The sequence below is a fragment of the Akkermansia sp. NBRC 115031 genome, from assembly GCF_030268505.1.
GTDB classification, from domain to species: domain Bacteria; phylum Verrucomicrobiota; class Verrucomicrobiia; order Verrucomicrobiales; family Akkermansiaceae; genus Akkermansia; species Akkermansia massiliensis.
Map to the genome: position 1 here is coordinate 395,556 of NZ_BSQU01000001.1, position 18,309 is coordinate 413,864.

Below are 18,309 nucleotides of genomic sequence, written 5' to 3' on the forward strand. Positions count from 1 at the left end.
CCATGATGCAGGATTCAGAGGTCATCAAACTCGTCAAGCCCGTGCCTTCCGACCGCCTGGCGACCCAGGTGCTGGTGATGTGGTACAATACGGTGCGCCCCAAGTGGAAGAAACCGCTGGATCTGGCCATCACCGCCTTTTTTGTGCTGATGACGCTGTACTCCTTCTCCCTGCGCCCGCTGCCCATATTCGCGTGGCTGTCCCTGGCCGGGGCGCTGATGGCGATCATCCTGTCCTGGTTCTACGTTCCCTTTCTGGCGAAGGCCGCCCTGGCCGCGAACAAGAAGGTGCCCATGTACCATCAGGAAAAGGATTACGTCTTCCATGAGGATTACATGACTTTCTCCAGCAAGGACGTCGAGCCCATGAATATCCCCTACGACCGCTTCACTACCCTGTGCAAGACGCGCCACGCCCTGCTGTTCCTGTTCGGCAAGAAGCTGGTGCTGTGGCTGCCGCTCAAGCTCATGAGCACGGATCAATTGGAAAGCATCATGCGCCGGTTCCGGAACCACGGCGTGGAAGTCCGGGATATTTCCTGAGGCGGAAAGCCGTTCGGGGCCGTTCCGGAAGGGGCTCAAATTTGCCGTTTCCGCGCCTTTTTTGTTGAGCGCGGGGTCAAAACGGGTAGGGTGTCTCCATGTCACGTTACAATGGAGAACAGGTTCTGGTGGTTCCCCGCGCCACGTTTGAAGAAGCGGGTTATTTCCAGGGACACCGGGAAGGCGGGGATCATTATCTGAATGCGTTCATGAAGCCGGGGGTCTCCTCCTTCATGGACCGGGAGGCGGCGGAAAACGACCCCTCCCACAAGCAGATCATCGCCTATGCCATTTTCTGCCACCAGGGCCGCATCCTGCATTACACGCGCGGCGGCTCCGGCGGTGAGGCCCGGCTGCATGACAAGGGCTCCATCGGCATCGGCGGCCATATCAATCCGGTGGACCGCCAGTCCGGCCATGACGATGTTTCCACCTATCTGGCCGGGGTGGAGCGTGAAATCCGCGAGGAACTGGTTATTGACGGGAGCTGCACCCAGCGGGTGCTAGGCGTGATCAATGACGATTCCAATGACGTGGGAGCCGTGCATCTGGGCATCGTCCATCTGTTTGAGCTGGATACGGACCGGGTGCGCGCGAATGAAGCCGCGCTGGCCAATCTCCGTTTCGTGGCCCCGGAGGAACTGTCCGGGGAGATGTTTGAGAAGCTGGAAACCTGGTCCCAGCTTGCGCTGGAGCTGTTTAAAAACAGGGGAGCCTGAAGCCTTGCGCTTCCATGAAGCGCCCGGCGGGCGTAGCAATGCGCCTCCTCTTTCGTTTCCTTCCATGGGAAGCCCCCGCGGCATACGCCTGCGGGGGCTTCTTTCGTCCATCAGGGCCTGAAGAAAACAAAGGGCCGTTAATGGAAGATTTTTCTGCGCCTGCGCCACAGCAGGGCGGCCAGTCCGGCCAGACCCAGGGAAGCGCTCCCCGGCTCCGGCGCCTGGGCGAAGACCATGGCGGAATTGGCCTGGGGGTCCGTGGACATGGCCGCATCGTACAGGACGCCGTTGTTCAGGAATTTGATGTTGTCCAGACTGGCGGGAATCTCCGTCAGGGAAAGCGTGTAGTGGCTGGTGCCCGTAATGTCCACGATGACCTTGTCCGCGGTAAGTCCCTGAAGAGTCAGGGAGGCGTGTTCCCCAAGAATGAGCGTGGTCATGTCTGAAACTCCGTTCAGGACGAGTCCGCTTCCGGCTTCAATGGTCACGGTGAGCGCTCCTCCCAGGGAATCCAGCGTGGTGCGGGTCTGGTTGACGGCGGAAACATGGGTGAAGTCGCTCAGGGAAGCCTGGAAATGCTCCACGGTCACATGGTCCAGCACCAGGCTTCTGCCGCCGCTCACATTCGTGCCGCCGCTGATGGTTCCGGCATACTTGTCAAAACCGTAGGCCGCCGTCCCGGAGGAAAGATCCTGGATGCGCACGATGGAGCTGCCGTTGACGGCGCCGCCGGAACCGCCCCCGGAGATACTGCTCCAGGACTTCCCGTTGTGAAGCGTGGCGGAGTTTCCGGCCACGGTGACGGACGTATTTCCCTGAACGGTGCCGCCGGAGCCTCCCGCATACACATCCCCCTTGATGGTGCCCCCTGTAACGCGTACCGCGCTTCCCTCCCGGATGGAGCCTCCCTTGCCTGCGCCGTAAACGGAGCCGGCGATGACTCCGCCCGTGACGGTGGCGTTGGAACCGCCGGAAATGCAGCCTGTCAGGCCTCCCCCCATCACGTCTCCGTTAATGGAGCCTCCGTTGACGTAAACGTGCGTGGCTCCCCCGATGGTGGTTGTGCCGTTGTTGGCATTCGCGTAAATGCCGCCCATGATTTGGCTGGAGAAGGAGCCGGAGTTAATCACGATGTTCACGTTCCCCTTGATATCCGTAGCATAGGATCCGACCACGGAGGAGGCGCTATTGCTGGTGAAGGTGCCGAAGGAGGCGTTTTCCGCGGAGAATTCCAGATAAACGTTTCCGGTCACGCCGGAGGCGTTCACGGCGCCGAAGACGGTGCTTCCGCCCGTGGCGGCGTCCGTAAAGCGCAGGGCGGCATTCCCGTTCAGCGTTCCGGAATTTCCATGGGCCCCGTACCAGGCGGAGGCCTGCCCTTCCTTGGCGATGGTCAGCCAGACGTCCCCCGTATAATTGCCGGTGCTGGCATACACATGCGTGGCGTTTCCGGAAGTGATGGTGACGTTCACGGAGTTTCCCAGCCTCCCGGAGGAGGCGTCCGCCTGGGCGCGGGCATCGAAGACGCCGGAGCAATTCTGGTTGGCGGCGGAATGCGTGAAGCCAGTTTCCGGCCACGCGATGTTGCCCTCCGGAGTGCCTGACGAGCCCCCGGAGTCCGCTCCGGCGGAAATAAAGGAGTCCCCTTCATTGACCAGCCCGGAAGTGGGTGGGGCATACGATCCTGTGCCGTCCATGGACAGGTCTTTCAGGATGGCGTTTCCGCTGCCGTCATACTGGATGATGACGCCGTTGCAGCCGGAACCGGAGGTGACGGAAAGCGCTTCCCCGATCAGCATGTCCCCCAGCCAGACGTAATAGCCGCCTTTCAGCCCTTCCTGCTCATTGCCCGTGACGTAGGCCATGCGCAGGTTTTCCGTATTGGCGGACATGTCCAGGGAATACAGGATGGTATCCCCCCATTTGATATAGGCCTCGTTAATGTTGAGCGTGCCGTAAAAAGAGCCGTTCCCAAGGCTGACGCTGAACTGGTCCGAGAGATTCCAGCCGTTTGCCGCCCCGTCTCCCAGGACCAGGTTGAAATCAAAGGTAAAGCCGTTTTTCAGGGCCGTTCCCTCCGTCCATGTCCGGGAAATGGAACTTGTCCCCGCCTGTCCCAGGCTGATTCCTTCCGCGTTCACGCCAATGTTGGATACGGAAAAGCCCGCATCCGCCAGGTTCTGCACTCCGGTCCATGCGGGCGCTCCTGCGCCCTGGTGGAAGTTGACGGCCATTTCCCCGGCGTCCCGGCGCAGTTGTCCGGCAGAGCGGCCCGCATAGCCCATGGCTTTGGCGATGTTGCCAGCCATGAGCAGGTCTCCCTGGGTGTTGGGGTGGAGTCCGTCCGCCGCGGGATTGTTGAACATGGACCGCACCCCGTAAAACGGCTTGGAGGAAGCCACGTCAATGATCCCTCTGTTGACGTCGATGACCGTGACGCCCTGCCTGGACTGCCCCCAGGAATTCAGGGAGGCGTTATAGGTTTCCACCGCCTGGTGGGTGGCGTCCGAATTGCCGTTGGAATGCTGGGTCCAGCAGGGAATGGTGAGAACGATGACGTTCGCGCTGCCGTTGGCGGCGTGCATGGTGTCTACGATGGCGTCCATGTCCGCCAGAAGATCCCGGGTGACTGAATCAAGACGGCTGTCCAGGGTGGAATTGTCGCCGTCGGAGAGAAGGTCGTTGGTGCCGATCATCACGAAAAAGGTATCCGGCGTGTCCGTTCCCGTGAAGGTCGGGCCCTGGTAGGCTGCTCCGTTTGCTTTGGCATCGGAAAGCCCCAGCCAGTTGGAGATGTTGGAGCCGTCAAACCTGCTTCCGGTTTTCCTGCCGGATATTTCCCAGGCCCTTGCGCTTGCCTGGGAGGAATGTTCGTTGTTGAAAACCTGGCCGCCGTAGGAGGTTCCCGCGGTGACGCCTCCGGAATAGTTGCCGGTTTTCACGCCTTCCGCATGGTAGGAAATGCCGTTGTCCGCAAATATTTTATGGAGGGCCCAGCGGTAAGTGCCGCTGTTCATGCCGTGGGTGATGGAATCGCCTACGTACATGACGTTGCCCAGGTCCGTGCCCGCAGGGGCGGCGATGGCGGAGGGGAAAACCGCCAGCAGGGCGGCCAGGAGGGAGAGAGGGAGCTTGGTTTTCATCAAGGGGAGCAGGGGAATGAAACGGATGTTTGAAAAAAGTGAATAAAACGGCCATCCCTGAATGGACAGGGATGGCCGTGGCTGGAAAAGGCTAGGCTCTCCGGCGGCGTACCAGCAGCATGCCCAGGCCCAGCAGGCCGAGGGAGGCCGCGGCCGGCTCCGGAACGGCGCTCAAGGCGTATTCCTTCATCTGGTCTTCTGTCAGTGCTCCCAGGTACAGGTCAAAATTGTTCAGGGTATATTCCCCGGTGACGCCGTCCGGAGGAGTCCAGGTGTTTCCGGAACCGTCCTTGGCGGAAAAATTGAGCTGGTTCATGGTGACGCTGCCGAATTTGACCCCGGAGCCGTTCAGGGAGGCCAGAGTGGTCAGGGTGGACGTATCGTCCCCCAGCATGGCGGAAATAGTGACATTCCCGTCATTGTATGTGTAAAACAGGGTAAGGGCCTGTCCTGCGGAATAGCCGGAAAGCGTTTGCGTTTTCCAGGGGGAGGTGCCTGCCGTGCCTCCGTTGTAGTTAAAGCCGCCTGCGCATAGAGTGAGGTCTCCCGACTCCGTCAGCCGGTAGCCCATCCCCTCCAGGTTCTTGTAATTGGAGGTGGTATTATAGGTAAACAGCAGGCCTACATCCGTCCCCGAGGTGGTGCCCAGGTCGGAAATGGTCAGGGCCATGGTCCATGGAGTGGCTCCGGAGCCGGTATGCACGGGCACGGAGGGAGAGGAAACATTCAGGGTGTCTCCGTTGCTTCCGTCATAAATGGTGTAACCCTTTGAATAAGAGGAATCCATTCCATTGATGGAAGCGGCGAAGGATAGACTGCCTCCCAGAACGGCGGCCAGGAGGGTCAGGTATGTGGTCTTCATATTGATTGCTGTACGGATTGGAGAAATGTTCCCGCGCAAGAGAACGTCCGTTTTTTATCGAATTCCTAATCCGTCAACAATTAAAAATATTAACGGTAAATGTATTGTTTATCATAAAATATTGATATTCATCATAATTTAAAAGATCTGGTCTTTTCAGGACAATTCCTTTTCCCATGATTCTCTAGCCTTTATCCATGCTTGCATTGGATGGGTCCACAAGCGGATTAGGAATCCGCCCAGGCGCTTGAAATCAGCTGTAAGAGCAGGAGCAGTATGGAGTTGCCCGTAATTATGGAATAGAAAAATCGTGGATAATTAATTCCTGAAAAACACGATGCAATTCTTTTACGCTATCTTGATTGTAAATGAATTGGTTCCAAATCAATTCCAAAACTGCTTCCGTCCCCCGCGGAACCCGAGCCGGGGAAAGGGAAAAAGGAGGTGGGCAGGAGATGCGATGCCCGGCAATCCGTGAAGCGGCGCAAACAGTGGATAATCCATTGACCGTCCCGCTCCGGACTCATCAATCCCTTCTGCCGGAAGCGGGAAGACCGCGGATGCCCGGCCTGCCAGGGACTGGGAAGGCGGCGCGCCTGTTTTCCGCTCCTCCGGAGAGCAAATTCCCCGGCAAGCTTGTACTTGCCGGGGAATGAAAAAAACAGTCAAGGAAACTCCCGATTTTAAGGGAGGAGCGTTTTTTATCGCTTGGGCGGGCCATCCATGATAGCCTTGTGGCTCATGTTCCAGCCGCCGCCCAGGGCCGTGTACAGGGAAACCAGCGTGCTGGCGTGCTGATAGTAGTACTGGGAAAGCTGAATCTGCGCAGGGTACAGGTTCTGCTGGGCGTACAGCACTTCAATGTAGTTGGAAAGGCCCGTGCGGTAGCGCTCAAAGGAGAGCTTCACCGCTGTTTGGTAGGCTTCCACGGCCTCTGACTGGATGGAGGTGATATTGCGCAGCTTGGCCCGCTGGATGAGCGTGCTGGAGACTTCCGCCAGGGCGTTCAGCACCGTCTGTTCATAGTCGTTGCTGGCTGCCAGGAATTCGGCCTTGGCAGCCTTTTCGGAAGCCGTCAGCTTGCCCGCCTGGAAGAGGGGGCCGGTCAGGTTGGTTCCAAAGCCCCAGCCGCCGCGGCGGCCCTGCACGTGGCGCAGGTCCGCGGAGGCCAGGCCGCCGGCCGCCGTCAGGGAGATGGTCGGGAAATAGTTGGCAATGGCTACGCCCACTTCCGCGTTGGCCGCGCGCAACTGGTATTCGCTCTGGCGGACGTCGGGCCTTCTGGAAAGGATGTAGGCCGGAATGCCGGCGGGAACCTTCACGTTGTAGGCGATGTCACGGGTGCTGCCGGAACGGCGGATGCGGCCGGGAGCGCGTCCGGCCAGGACGGAGACCGCGTTTTCCAGATTGGCGATCTGCACCTGGATGGCGGGAATCTGTGCCTGGGAGGAAGCCAGGGCGGCCTTGGCGGAGGCTACCTGGAGCCTGTCGCCCACCTGGCCTTCAAGCTGTTCGTCGAACAGGCGGAGGCTTTCGGAATAGGATTCCACGGATTTCTGCACAATGGCAAGCTGTTCGTCCAGCTGGAGGAGCTGGAGGTAGGAGTCAGCCACCTGGCGGAGCAGGGAGAGCATGAGCGCGCGCTGGCCTTCTTCGGAAGCGAGGTAGTCTGCGCGGGCCGCTTCCGTCATCCGGCGCGTCTTGCCCCAGATGTCCAGCTCCCAGGAGATGCCGGCGTCAATGGATCCGGGCGTCAAGGTATTGCCAACGGCGGAGGTTTGGACCACGTTGCCGCTGGTGTAGTTGGAGCCTTTGCTGAGGGAGCCGGAATAATCCGCCCACGGGAAGAGCGGGGCTTCCGTGATGGTGATGTACTGGCGGGCCTTTTCCACGCGCGCCATGGTGGCCTTCAGGTCACGGTTGTTTTGGTAGGTATCCGTCAGGAGGTCCTGGAGATCCTTGTTCTTGAAAACTTTCCACCAGGGCAGGTCCGCAATGGACTCCGTGGCCGCGGAGGCTCCTCTGAACGCCGTGGGCATGGGCATGTCCACCGGCTTGAAGTCGGGACCCATCATGCAGGAGGAAGCCGTGATGGCCGTGCCCAGCAGGATGGCGCGTGTGATGTATTGGTTCGGTCGCATAATGGCGTTTTGTCTGTTTTTAAATGGTTTCAAGGGCGGTTTTTACCCTTTCAGTGATTCATGGGCTTCATGGAAGAGGTGCTTCCGGGCGATGATTTCATCCGGATCCTCCGTTTCCACCGTCTTCCGGGCGATGCGGACGCGGAAAAGCTTCATGATGAAGTAGAAGGAGCACGGGATCAGGAAGACGCCCACTACCGTCGCCATCGTCATCCCGGCAATCACCACAATACCGATGATGTTGCGGGAGTAGGCGCCGGAACCGGAGGCCAGGGCCAGCGGAACGCAGCCCAGGATGAAGGCGAAGGAGGTCATCAGGATGGGGCGCAGGCGGATTCTGGCCGCGGAGAGCGTGGCTTCCATCAGCGTCTTGCCGCGTTCCATTTCAATGACGGCGAATTCCACGATCAGGATGGCGTTCTTGGCCGCCAGGCCGATGAGCATCACCAGGCCGATCTGCGCGTACAGGTTCAGTTCATACCCGAACCAGTACAGGCCCAGGAAAGCGCCCAGGGCCGCGATGGGCACCGTCATGAAGATGCTGAGCGGCAGGGACCACCGTTCATACAGGGCCGCCAGGATCAGGAAGACGAAGACGGAGGAGAGCAGGAAGATCTGCACGATGCCGATGCCGTTCTGGATCTTTTGTTCCTGATAGCTCATGTCCGCATAGCTATAGCCCATGTCCGTGGGCATGCTGGCCTCAAAGGTCTGTTCCAGCGCCTCCATGGCCTGGGAGTTGGAGTAGCCCTGGGCGGGCGTGACCATGAGTTTGGAGGAATTGTACAGGTTCTGGCGCAGCAGGAATTCCGGTCCCTTGATGTCCGTAATCTTCACCAGGGTAGAGAGGGGGACGGAACTGCCCGAGTCATTCTTCACATAGAAGTTCTTGAGCATGTCCGTTCCGGTGCGGTCGCTGCCCTGCGCCTGGATGTACACCTGCCATTGCTGGCCGTACAGGGTGATGTAGTTGATGAACAGGGAGCCCATGTAGGCCTGGAGCAGGCTGTTGGCCTCACTGATGCTGACGCCCAGCGTGGCGCATTTTTCTTCATCCAGCCGCACGTCCTTCTGTTCCACGGCAAAGGACATCACGCTGCGCACGCCGCCGTTCTTCTGCGGGTCGAATATCGGGAGCTTGCTGGCTTCCTTGACAAAGATGTCCGTTTGTTCCGCCAGGTATTCCGTGCCCTTGCCGTCGCGGTCTTCCAGCATGAAGGTGACGCCGTTGGCGGAGCCCACCCCTGCAATGGCCGGGGGCTGGAAGCACATGGGGATGCCTTCCGGAACCTTGGTGCTCAGCAGGGCGTTGAGCTGGGCGGTGACCGCCTTGGCGCTCTGGTCCGGATTGGGGCGTTCCTCCCAGGGCTTCAGCATGACGAAGAAGAAGGCGTTGTTCGTGCTCTGCACCCCGGTCAGCAGGCTGAAGCCGGAGATGGCGATCACGTCCTTCACGTTCGGGTTCTGGCGGATGAGGTCTGAAACCTTGTCCGCGGCGGCCGTCGTCAACTGGAGGGAGCGGGCTTCCGGCATGATCAGGGCGGAGAACAGGTAGCCCTGGTCTTCGTCCGGCAGGAAGCCGTTGGGGATTTGTTTGGCTACGGGGAAGATGGCGTAGGCGATCAGGGCCAGCAGCGGAATGGAGATGATGAGCTTGCGGGTCAGGAAGTGGCACACCTTGGTGTAGCCGCTGGCCGTGGCGTCATAACCGCGGTTGAAAACGCGGTAGAAGAATTTCAGCGGACCGCCCTTGTTCGGGTCCTTGGGCTTGAGCAGGATGGCGGAGAGGGCCGGGGACAGCGTGAGCGCATTGAACGCGGAGATGAGCATGGAAATGGCGATGGTCACGGCGAACTGCTGGAACAGCGTGCCCGTAATGCCCGGCAGCAGCAGGGAGGGCAGGAACACCGCCGCCAGCACCAGGGCGATGGCGATTACCGGGCCGGACACTTCCTCCATGGCGGCGAAGGCCGCCTGGCGTGGCGTGAGGCCGCGCTCCATGTGGGATTCCACGGCTTCCACCACCACGATGGCGTCGTCCACCACCAGGCCGATGGCCAGCACCATGCCCATGAGGCAGATGGTGTTCAGGGTGAAGCCCAGGAGCGGGAACAGCGCGAAGGTGGCGATGATGGAGACCGGCACGGCAATGGCCGGAATCAGCGTGGCGCGCCAGCCCTGGAGGAAGACGAACACCACCAGCACCACCAGCAGGAGGGCTTCCACCAGCGTGTGCTCAATTTCCTCAATGGAGGCGCGCACGGCCAGCGTGGTATCCAGCGTCAGGTTGTATTCCATCCCGGCGGGGAAGCTGCGGGCGCGGTCTTCAAAAAGCTTGACCAGGGCGTCCACCGTATTGATGGCGTTGGAGCCGGGGGCGGCATACACGGCGATGGCGCCGGAATCCCTGCCGTTGTATTTACTGGATACGTTGTAGGTCTGGGAGCCCAGTTCCACCTTGGCGATGTCTTTCAGGTAAAGGAGCTTGTTCCCATCCGCACGGATGATGATGTTGCCGAATTCCTCAGCAGTCTGGAGGCGTCCCTTGGTCTGGATGCTGTACGTGAATTCCGTTCCGGGAGGGGCCGGTTCCGCGCCGATCTGGCCGCCGGGAATCACGGTGTTCTGCGCCCGGATGGCGGACTGGACTTCTCCCACGGAGATGTTCTGGGCGGCCATCTTGGTGGTGTCCAGCCAGATGCGCATGGCATAGCGTCCTGCGCCGAACACCTGCACGTCGCCCACGCCGGGAACGCGCTTCACGGGGTCCACCAGGCTCACGTACGCGTAGTTGCTCAGGAAGATGGCGTTCAGGCTGTCATCCGGGGAATACAGGTTGATTACGGCCAGCGGGCTGCCCGTGGACTGGGTGATGGTGATGCCCATCTGGGAGACTTCCGCAGGGATCTGGGCGGTGGCCTGCCCGTAGCGCATGTAGGCCAGCGTCTGGTCCATGTTGGGGTCCGTGCCCACTTCAAAGACGATGCTCAGGGAGCAGATGCCGTTGTTGGCGTTGGTGGAAGTCATGTAGTCCATCCCCACGACGCCGGAAATGGATTGCTCAATGGGGGAGGCCACGGAGTTGGCAACCGTCTCCGCATTGGCGCCCGGATAGGTCGCCTGCATCTTGATGGTGGGCGGGACGATGTTCGGGTACTGCTCAATGGGGAGCCCCATCAGGGACAGGCCGCCGAGCAGGATCATCACGATCGAGATGACGATGGCGATGGTCGGGTGTTTGATGAAAAAGCTGGACATGGCGTTAAATCATGAGAGTGCGCGGGAAAGGCGGGGAGGGGAGAGGGGCTTCCCAGGAGAGGGGGGATTATTTGGCGGCGGGCTGGGCTTCGTCGTGCTTCATGCCTTCGGGCGTCTTGGCCTTTTCAAAGGACTGCGCTCCTACGGAAGGCATGACGGGCTGGGAAACGACAGGCTTGTAGGGCAGGGGCTTCACAGGGGACTGTCCCTGGAGCTTGGCCGCCTGCATGATTCCTTCCACTACGATGGGGCTGTCCTTCGTGAAGGAGGAGTGCGGCATGGGAACGATGTTGATCACCTGCATGCCGTCCACCACGGGCCCGAGGTTCACCACCTGCATGTGGGGAACGTTCTTGTCATCCAGATAAATGATGAATTTGGCGCTCTGGGCGGAGAGGATGGCGCGCGGGGGAACCAGCGTGGCGTTTTCCAAAGTCTTCACCGTGGCGCGGACGCGGACGAACATGCCGGGCCGCAACGTCAGGTTCGGGTTGGGGATGTGGCCCACGATGTTGATCGTGCCGGTCTGGGCGTCCACGTTTCTGTCAATGGCTACGGGCTCGCCCTGCATGGGGAATTCCGTGCCGTTGGCCAGGATCACGTCAAACTTGAGATGCTTCTCCTTGGTCAGGTTGCTGTCCATGGAGTTCAGGAAGTCCTGTTCACTCACGGAGAAGTCCACGCGGATGGGGTCAATGGCGGAAATGGTGGTCAGCGGATTGGGGCTGGAGGGCGTCAGCAGGTTGCCGATGGAAGGAGTTGCCAGGCCCGCCAGACCGGAAATGGGGGCCGTGATGGTGGTGAATTTAAGATTGATTTTCGCTTCATCCACCTGGGCCTTTGCCGTGGCGATGGCGGCTTCCGTTTCCTGGACCTGCTGCAGGGCGTCATCCAGCTGCTTGCGGCTGACGGAGCCGGTCTTTACCAGCGGCGTGTAGCGTTCCACGTCCAGCTTGTACTTCTTCAGCGTGGCTTCATACTGTTCCAGGCGCCCCTGGGCCTGGTCCAGCGTTGCCTGGAACGGGCGGGGGTCAATCTGGAAAAGCACCTGGCCTTTCTTGACGTAGGCGCCGTCCTTGTAATCCTTGGAAAGAAGGTATCCCGTCACCTGGGAGCGGATTTCAGCATCTTCCGTACCGCGCAGGGTGCCCACCCACTCCTGCCTGATGGGAACGTCCCTGGTTACCAGCTTGGTCACCTGCACTTCGGGAACGAGCGCCGGCATCTGGCCTGCTGAATCCTTTTTCCCTTCACAGGAAGTTAAAATCATCACCGGAGAGCACAGGAGCAGAGTTGTGGCGGCAATCGTCAAAGGCTTGTTGTACATAAATGGATGCGGTTGGTTGCAAGCTGGTGCCGGAAGATGCGGCAGAGCGAGCAAATTTTGCTTCTTTTTCTCATAAAGTCAACGCAAAGATGTGTTCTGATTCTTGTGAAATATCCGTAACCTTTGCATATTGAAGGGATAATTTAATTAAACAAATGTATAATATGTTGACTCCTCCATGCTCCTCTGCAGAGGCGGAACGGCGATCCTCTCCGCGCCTTCGTTCAGGAGGCCAGCCGCCTCTTGCGGAGCATGGCGTCCATGCGTGGTTTTCTGCCCATGAAATCCATGAACTGCTGCATGGGCGGGACTGTATATCCCTTTTCCAGAATGGCCTTACGGAATTTCCGGGCGGTTTCCCTGTTCGGTCCTCCGGCCCGTTCAAAAGCTTCGAAAATGTCCTTGTCCAGAACTTCCGCCCAGCGGTAGGCGAAGTAAAAGGAGGCATAACCCGCCGGGGAGGAAAACAAATGGCGCGCCGTGCGCAGCTTGCCGGTTCGTTTGAAATCCTTGAAATAATCCATGTCTCCGGCTACGGCGGCGTCCACCTCGTCCAGGGGGCCGGCGGCGAACCGTTCCGGGTCCGTGTGCACGGCCAGGTCCATTTTTGCGTACAGGAGCTGCCCGGCCAGGGCGAGGGCGGGCGTATTGTCGCGGGAAGCGTCCAGGGAGCGCAGCATTTCCTCCGGAATGGGGAGCCCCGTTTTTTCATGGCGCGCGAAGCTTTTCAGCACGTCCGGATGCCAGCACCAGTTTTCCATGAACTGGGAGGGAACCTCCACAAAATCCCGCGGCACGCTGGTCCCCGCCAGGGAGGGGATGGAAACTCGGGTAAACATCAGGTGCAGCAAATGGCCGAATTCATGGAACAGAATCCTGGTCTCCTGATGTGAAAGAAGCACCGCGGCTCCTTCTGCGGAGGGATGAAGGTTCAGGCAGACCATGCCCAGGCGGGGCTTGCCCGGGTTTTCCCGCGTGGCCGGGCTCCCCGTGTCCAGCGCGTTCATCCATGCTCCGGCCCTTTTGCTTTTGCGGGAAAAGAGGTCCAGGTAAAAGGATCCCAGGCGGTTGCCCCTGACGTCCTCAATGGTGAAAAAGCGCACGTCCGGATGCCAGGTCCCCACGGCTCCTGCGCCTTCCCCTGCCGGAACCTCCGCCACGCGGATGCCGTATAACTGCTCCGCCAGGGAAAACAGGCCGTCCAGCACGCGGGGAAGGGGGAAGTAACGGCGCAGTTCCTCCTGGTCCAGCCGGAACTGTTCCTTTGCCTGGAGGCTGGTGTAATACGCCACGTCCCAGGGATTCAGACGGGCGTTTTCCTGTCTCGTGAGACGGGCCTTGAGTCGGCGCAGCGCTTCCATTTCACGGAAAAAGGGGGCTTTTACCTTGTCCAGCAGCTCATTCACGAACTTCATGGCGTTTTCCCCGTTTCCCGCCATGCTCTCCCGCAGGGCGTAATCCGGATACGTTCCATACCCGCACAAATGCGCCTTTTCACGGCGCAGGGAAAGAATCTCCCGGATGACGGGTTCCGTATCGCATGCTCCCGTGGCGACGGTCTGGAGATGTTCCCATAAATCCTTCCGGCATTCTTCGCGGTGCGCCTTCTCCATCACCCGGGCGGAAGCCGCGGAATCCAGCGTAAACGTCCAGCCCGGGCCGGAATGGCCTGGGCTGCGTGACTGGAACTCCTCCCGCGCCTGTTGAAGAGCGTTGTTGTCTATCCCTTCCAGAAAGGCGGCGTCCCGCACCGTCCAGGTCCAGGACTTCCGCGCGTCCATGTACAAATTGTTGAAACGCTGTGAGGCGAGAGTCAATTCCCTGTCAATTACCTCAAGCCGCGCGCGCTTGTCCGGCGGCAGGTCCGCCCCGTTGTCCCGGAAGCTCTGCATGGTCAGCTCCATGTACCGTTTCTGTTCCGGGCCCGGATTGGTCTGCCGCAGGCGTTCCTCAGCGATTTTCAGGACGTTCCACAGGGCCTGGTCCTTCGTGACGGAGGAAAGGAAGGCGGACACGCGGGGCGCAACCGAATCCATGGCCTTGCGCAGTTCCGCGCTGTCGCACAGGCTTTTCAGGACATAGGCCTTGCGCATGCCTTCCATGAGGAGGTCATTGCTGCATTCCAGGGCGCCGAACGTGTTTTCATACGTCATTTCCTCCGGTTGGAGACGGCTGATCTCTTCCACGGCGGACCGGGTGAGGCGCATCGCTTCCCGGATGTCCGGTTCCAGCCTGTCCGGGGTCAGGCGGTTCCAGCAAATGGGGCGGCTCTTGTCCAGAAAAGGGTGGGTGGAAGAATCCGCCGGAGAGGGAAGGGCCGCGGAAAGAAAAAGGAGAAGGAGATGGAAAAACTGCCTGGGTAACCGCATGGCGGCTATCCTACCGGAAGCCCTCTCCCCCTTCAAGCCTTGTGCTTTTCGTGTCTGCATCCGGGGAAAAACCGGGCCCCGGTCTTGAACGGAACCGCGTTTGCATGTATGAACAAAGGCGATGTCCACCAAAATTTTCCTCTATGATACCACGCTGCGCGATGGAGCGCAGAGTGAAGACGTCAACTTGAGCGCGACGGACAAGGTCCGCATCGCCCGGCAGCTGGATTATCTGGGCATGGACTACATTGAGGGCGGCTGGCCCGGCGCCAACCCGGTGGAGACGGAATTTTTCAAGGCCATGAAGGACGTGGAGCTCAGGAATGCGAAGCTGGCCGCCTTCGGCAGCACGCACCATCCGTCCAGCACGCCGGAGACGGACCCCACGCTGAACGCCCTGGTTTCCAGCGGCGCGCGGGTGGCCGCCATCTTCGGGAAATCCTGCCCCCGCCATGTGGAAGTGGCGCTGGGCATCTCCCGGGAACGCAATCTGGAAATCATCGGCAACTCCATCTCCTTCCTTAAAAAGAATTTGGAAGAAGCTTTTTTTGACGCGGAACACTTTTTTGACGGCTTCAAGCGGGACCCGGAATACGCCCTGGCCGTGCTCCGCGCCGCCCATGAGCACGGCGCGGACTGCCTGGTCCTGTGCGATACCAACGGAGGCACCATGCCGGAGGAAATCGGTTCCATTATCCGGACGGTCAGGGAACGCCTTCCGCATGCCGCCCTGGGCATCCACGCCCACAATGACTGCGAGCTGGCCGTCGCCAACAGCCTGGCCGCCGTGAACAGCGGGGCCGTCCAGGTGCAGGGCACCGTGAACGGCATTGGGGAACGCTGCGGAAACGCCAACTTGTGCTCCGTCATTCCCAACCTTCAGTTGAAGATGGAGGGCTTTTCCTGCCTCAGTGACGCCTCCCTGACGCGCCTCAAATCCACCGCCGCCTTCGTTTCGGAAGTGTCCAACCTGGCCCCCTTCCGGCGGCAGCCCTTTGTGGGGAACGCCGCCTTCGCCCACAAGGGGGGCGTGCATGTGAGCGCCATCATGAAGGACTCCGCCCTGTACGAGCACATTGACCCCTCCCTGGTGGGGAACGCCCAGCGCGTGCTGATGACGGAGCAGGGAGGCAAAAGCAACATCCTTTCCCTGTCCCGTACCCTGGGCTTTGAACTGGAGAAAGGGGACCCGCTTCTGGACGTGCTCTCCGCCGCCGTGAAAAAAAACGCTGCGCTGGGGTATGACTACGTGGCCGCCCCGGCCAGCGCGGAACTGCTCTTCCTGCGGCACATGCCGGACAGCGCGCTGAAGCCGTACTTCAACATCCTGCGCACCGTGGTGCTTACCTCCCGCCATGAAATGGATCCGGACATGATGGTGGAAGCCTCTCTCAAGCTGGACGTCCACGGCAACGTGGAGCACACCGCCGCCGGAGGCTTCGGCCCCGTGCATGCGCTGGACCGCGCCCTGCGCCGCGCCCTGACGCGCTGGTACCCGGAACTGGAACAAATGCACCTGATTGACTACAAGGTGCGCGTGCTCTCCCCCACCCGGACGAACATTCCGGACGCGGCGGAGGAAAACGGCACCGGCTCCAATGTGCGCGTGCTTATTGAATCCTCGGACGGCGTCGCCACCTGGACCACAGTGGGCGTCTCCTACAACATCATTGAGGCCAGCCTGGAAGCCTTGGCGGACGCCGTCACGTATAAGCTCTACAAGACGGAGCAGGCCAGATGGCGCGCGGAATGCTGATGCGGCAGAACCGCTTCCTCCCGGGAGGAAATCCTCCCGGAGGGGTAACAACAACATCCGCTTGGTTAAGCCGTTTTTATGGTGAACCAGGCGTAGTTGGCTCAACTGTAAAAGCAGGATTGCGGATCCCTACTAATTTTGATGGGATTCCTTCTCTTGTTCTTTGAGAAATTTCCGTCCTAAATTGCTTTGATACAGAAACTCGGTTTTTTTGTTTCTACCGATTGTCCGGTCAACCAGCGGCATCATTTCTTTTTCTTCGTAACCCGCCATCTTGAGATGATTGAATACTTCTGTGGACTTGCCGGGGTAATTGAGGAGAAGTATATTGACTAGGGTTCCTTCCCGGCGTTTAAAATACCATTCGATTGAAGAATTTCTGTTTTCTGAGATTACCATTTTATTGGCCATCTCTCTTTGTTGATCGCATTTTTCTCGTACAGCTTTTTCATAGGCTTTTCTCTTTTCCTCCATTTCACGGTCTCTGGCTTTTTCTTCTTCACTTTCAGGTTGTTTCCAATTCTTCTCGTACAATTCATCTTCTTTAATGAATTTCCCCCATTTATCCGTGAAGGCTGTTTGCCAAGCGGCTTCCCTGTTTTTTTGATAATTGCGATTTTCTTCTTCTATGTTGGGACGATAATAATCGCGCAGCATACGTACCACGGTTGCTGCATAAATGGAGCATAATCGTGCCGTTTCCTTTTTTTGGGATGGCGGCCTGTTTTGTTCGAGATTTGTTTTTGAAATGACATATAAATCATCCATCACTTTTTCTTTGAGTTTAATATCGCTTCCCAAGAAATAATCCTTATGAATAGCGGTATTTGCCTTCAGTTCAAAAAGAGGAGCTGAGATAATATATCGATCAATCAATAATTGTTTATCCAGTTCATCTCCACTTAATGTTCCAGCAGACGTTGGCAGCTCGCGCTTATCAATAATAGGCTTCACTGTCTCATAGAATTTTTCTAATTCTCCTTGTTCTAAAAGTATTCTGAGCTTTTGCAGAAAAGGGTCATTATGAAATTTGCGGGATTGTTCACTGTCCGGGATGTTCTTCATGATTGGCGTCGCATTTGCCTGGATGCTTAATACGGTCCCCAAGATCGTTATCCCAATAATAGAAATAGAATGTGTCATAGTATGCATATATGATAATGGTGGATTAGGGTTTGAAAATGTGTTTTCCGCCTGTTGTTCGTTCAACAGAACACTCATCAATTTTTGTTGGCTCAACGAGGAATTTTTTTATTCTCATATAGAATTGATCCTGTGGTTCTCGATTAATATGAAAACGTTGGTAAACATGAGTGATATCTGAGATTCCTTCCGTATCAGAATAATTACAAGTTCTAAAAAGGCAATCCCATGTCCATTCATTCGGATATTGATGTTTATAAATAGGATTTCCCTTTTCATCGACACCTTGCGTTTCATTTAATTTTCTTCTTGAAAAAGAAGCGCCAATATTATCATAAGCTCCAAAACGGTTTTCTGTGTCGATATTCCATATACTATCTGCTTCGTGCGGGCCAGCAAGACTTCCTGCCGGACCTTCGTATCCTTCATCTTTTTCTATAATACGAATTCCTGCATAACATACATCAAGAGGATGAACGGATACATGAAGCATAGCAGAAACTCCCGGGATGTCACTTTCATCCTCCGGATATTCTGGCATTGCGACACCACCTTCACTCCAAGTTTTATCATGTTCCGCAGTAAGCTGTTCTGGGAAAATAACTTCGAATCTAATTGGTTCGGGAAGAGCAGTTTCTTGCTGAGTACTAACTTCGATGACAAGACCTCCACTCCCCTCAATTTGTTCTTTACTCGCAAATGGACTTACCCAGAAAGATGCTGATTCAGGTTTATCCTTATTACTAGTTAACCCTCCTAAAAGCAGTTCTTCGCCTTTTGTTACTTTCCATTCAATTTGATCTTTCGGCTCTAAAAGTGCAGGTTTTTTGCTCGTAAGAGTAATGGTCACTTGTTCTCCTATACCGATCTTTTTACGTGTCAGATCTTTTTCTTTCTCTGTTTCTGTCGCATTTTTATTACGAGCAATTTTGGCTGAATAGTTTTTTGTTTTTGAGATAATTTCCATGATCTTCTCCGACGGTTCAGGATCATCTGCAACAAGCGGAAAAACAGACCAATGTATGAGAGTAATGCAATATAAAGTAACT

Annotated in this window: 11 protein-coding genes; 3 read left to right on the forward strand and 8 right to left on the reverse strand. The window is 57.7% G+C overall.

Annotated elements, in window-relative coordinates; all coding sequences use genetic code 11:
- Positions 1–2 precede the first annotated feature (2 nt).
- Positions 3–542 (forward strand): YcxB family protein, encoded by a 540-nt coding sequence (locus QSJ36_RS01580; RefSeq protein WP_022397997.1) that lies wholly within the window; start codon positions 3–5, stop codon positions 540–542.
- A gap of 98 nt (positions 543–640) precedes the next feature.
- On the forward strand, positions 641–1,261 hold the full coding sequence (locus tag QSJ36_RS01585) for a hypothetical protein (RefSeq protein WP_022397996.1): 621 nt from the start codon (positions 641–643) through the stop codon (positions 1,259–1,261).
- Positions 1,262–1,398: 137 nt separating this feature from the next.
- Here QSJ36_RS01585 and QSJ36_RS01590 read toward each other — a convergent pair whose 3' ends face one another.
- The 6 genes from QSJ36_RS01590 to QSJ36_RS01615 form a co-directional block, all read right to left on the reverse strand.
- Positions 1,399–4,404, reverse strand: a complete 3,006-nt coding sequence (locus QSJ36_RS01590) for a GDSL-type esterase/lipase family protein (RefSeq protein WP_285466660.1) — start codon at positions 4,402–4,404, stop codon at positions 1,399–1,401.
- 91 nt (positions 4,405–4,495) lie between these two features.
- On the reverse strand, positions 4,496–5,266 hold the full coding sequence (locus tag QSJ36_RS01595) for a PEP-CTERM sorting domain-containing protein (RefSeq protein ID WP_102722255.1): 771 nt from the start codon (positions 5,264–5,266) through the stop codon (positions 4,496–4,498).
- A gap of 701 nt (positions 5,267–5,967) precedes the next feature.
- Positions 5,968–7,407 carry an efflux transporter outer membrane subunit gene (locus tag QSJ36_RS01600; protein WP_102722256.1) on the reverse strand — a complete coding sequence of 480 codons (1,440 nt, stop codon included), beginning with the start codon at positions 7,405–7,407 and terminating at the stop codon, positions 5,968–5,970.
- Positions 7,408–7,449: 42 nt separating this feature from the next.
- Positions 7,450–10,665, reverse strand: coding sequence for an efflux RND transporter permease subunit (locus QSJ36_RS01605; protein ID WP_285466405.1), 3,216 nt, complete (start codon positions 10,663–10,665; stop codon positions 7,450–7,452).
- A 67-nt stretch (positions 10,666–10,732) separates the two neighbouring features.
- Positions 10,733–11,992: an efflux RND transporter periplasmic adaptor subunit gene (locus tag QSJ36_RS01610; protein ID WP_102736657.1), complete on the reverse strand. Its 1,260-nt coding sequence runs from the start codon at positions 11,990–11,992 to the stop codon at positions 10,733–10,735.
- A gap of 224 nt (positions 11,993–12,216) precedes the next feature.
- Positions 12,217–14,361 (reverse strand): M3 family metallopeptidase, encoded by a 2,145-nt coding sequence (locus QSJ36_RS01615; protein WP_285466408.1) that lies wholly within the window; start codon positions 14,359–14,361, stop codon positions 12,217–12,219.
- A 121-nt stretch (positions 14,362–14,482) separates the two neighbouring features.
- Between QSJ36_RS01615 and cimA the strand changes: the two genes are divergently transcribed.
- On the forward strand, positions 14,483–16,117 hold the full coding sequence (gene cimA / locus QSJ36_RS01620; protein WP_102736659.1) for a citramalate synthase: 1,635 nt from the start codon (positions 14,483–14,485) through the stop codon (positions 16,115–16,117).
- A gap of 132 nt (positions 16,118–16,249) precedes the next feature.
- Here the strand turns inward: cimA and QSJ36_RS01625 are convergent, their stop codons facing one another.
- Together QSJ36_RS01625 and QSJ36_RS01630 are read right to left on the reverse strand one after the other, a co-directional pair.
- Complete coding sequence (locus QSJ36_RS01625) at positions 16,250–17,182, reverse strand: hypothetical protein (protein WP_285466410.1); 933 nt, start codon at positions 17,180–17,182, stop codon at positions 16,250–16,252.
- A 103-nt stretch (positions 17,183–17,285) separates the two neighbouring features.
- The gene (locus tag QSJ36_RS01630) at positions 17,286–18,227 is read right to left on the reverse strand and encodes a hypothetical protein (protein ID WP_285466412.1); all 942 of its coding nucleotides are present in this window, start codon (positions 18,225–18,227) and stop codon (positions 17,286–17,288) included.
- Positions 18,228–18,309: the final 82 nt, after the last annotated feature.

Excerpts from the sequence above, each read along its gene's own strand:
- cimA (WP_102736659.1), top strand. The coding sequence starts at position 14,483 with ATGTCCACCAAAATTTTCCTCTATGATACCACGCTGCGCGATGGAGCG.
- QSJ36_RS01590 (WP_285466660.1), bottom strand. The coding sequence starts at position 4,404 with ATGAAAACCAAGCTCCCTCTCTCCCTCCTGGCCGCCCTGCTGGCGGTT.
- QSJ36_RS01585 (WP_022397996.1), top strand. The coding sequence starts at position 641 with ATGTCACGTTACAATGGAGAACAGGTTCTGGTGGTTCCCCGCGCCACG.
- QSJ36_RS01615 (WP_285466408.1), bottom strand. The coding sequence starts at position 14,361 with ATGCGGTTACCCAGGCAGTTTTTCCATCTCCTTCTCCTTTTTCTTTCC.
- QSJ36_RS01630 (WP_285466412.1), bottom strand. The coding sequence starts at position 18,227 with ATGGAAATTATCTCAAAAACAAAAAACTATTCAGCCAAAATTGCTCGT.
- QSJ36_RS01580 (WP_022397997.1), top strand. The coding sequence starts at position 3 with ATGATGCAGGATTCAGAGGTCATCAAACTCGTCAAGCCCGTGCCTTCC.
- QSJ36_RS01600 (WP_102722256.1), bottom strand. The coding sequence starts at position 7,407 with ATGCGACCGAACCAATACATCACACGCGCCATCCTGCTGGGCACGGCC.
- QSJ36_RS01605 (WP_285466405.1), bottom strand. The coding sequence starts at position 10,665 with ATGTCCAGCTTTTTCATCAAACACCCGACCATCGCCATCGTCATCTCG.
- QSJ36_RS01610 (WP_102736657.1), bottom strand. The coding sequence starts at position 11,992 with ATGTACAACAAGCCTTTGACGATTGCCGCCACAACTCTGCTCCTGTGC.
- QSJ36_RS01595 (WP_102722255.1), bottom strand. The coding sequence starts at position 5,266 with ATGAAGACCACATACCTGACCCTCCTGGCCGCCGTTCTGGGAGGCAGT.
- QSJ36_RS01625 (WP_285466410.1), bottom strand. The coding sequence starts at position 17,182 with ATGAAGAACATCCCGGACAGTGAACAATCCCGCAAATTTCATAATGAC.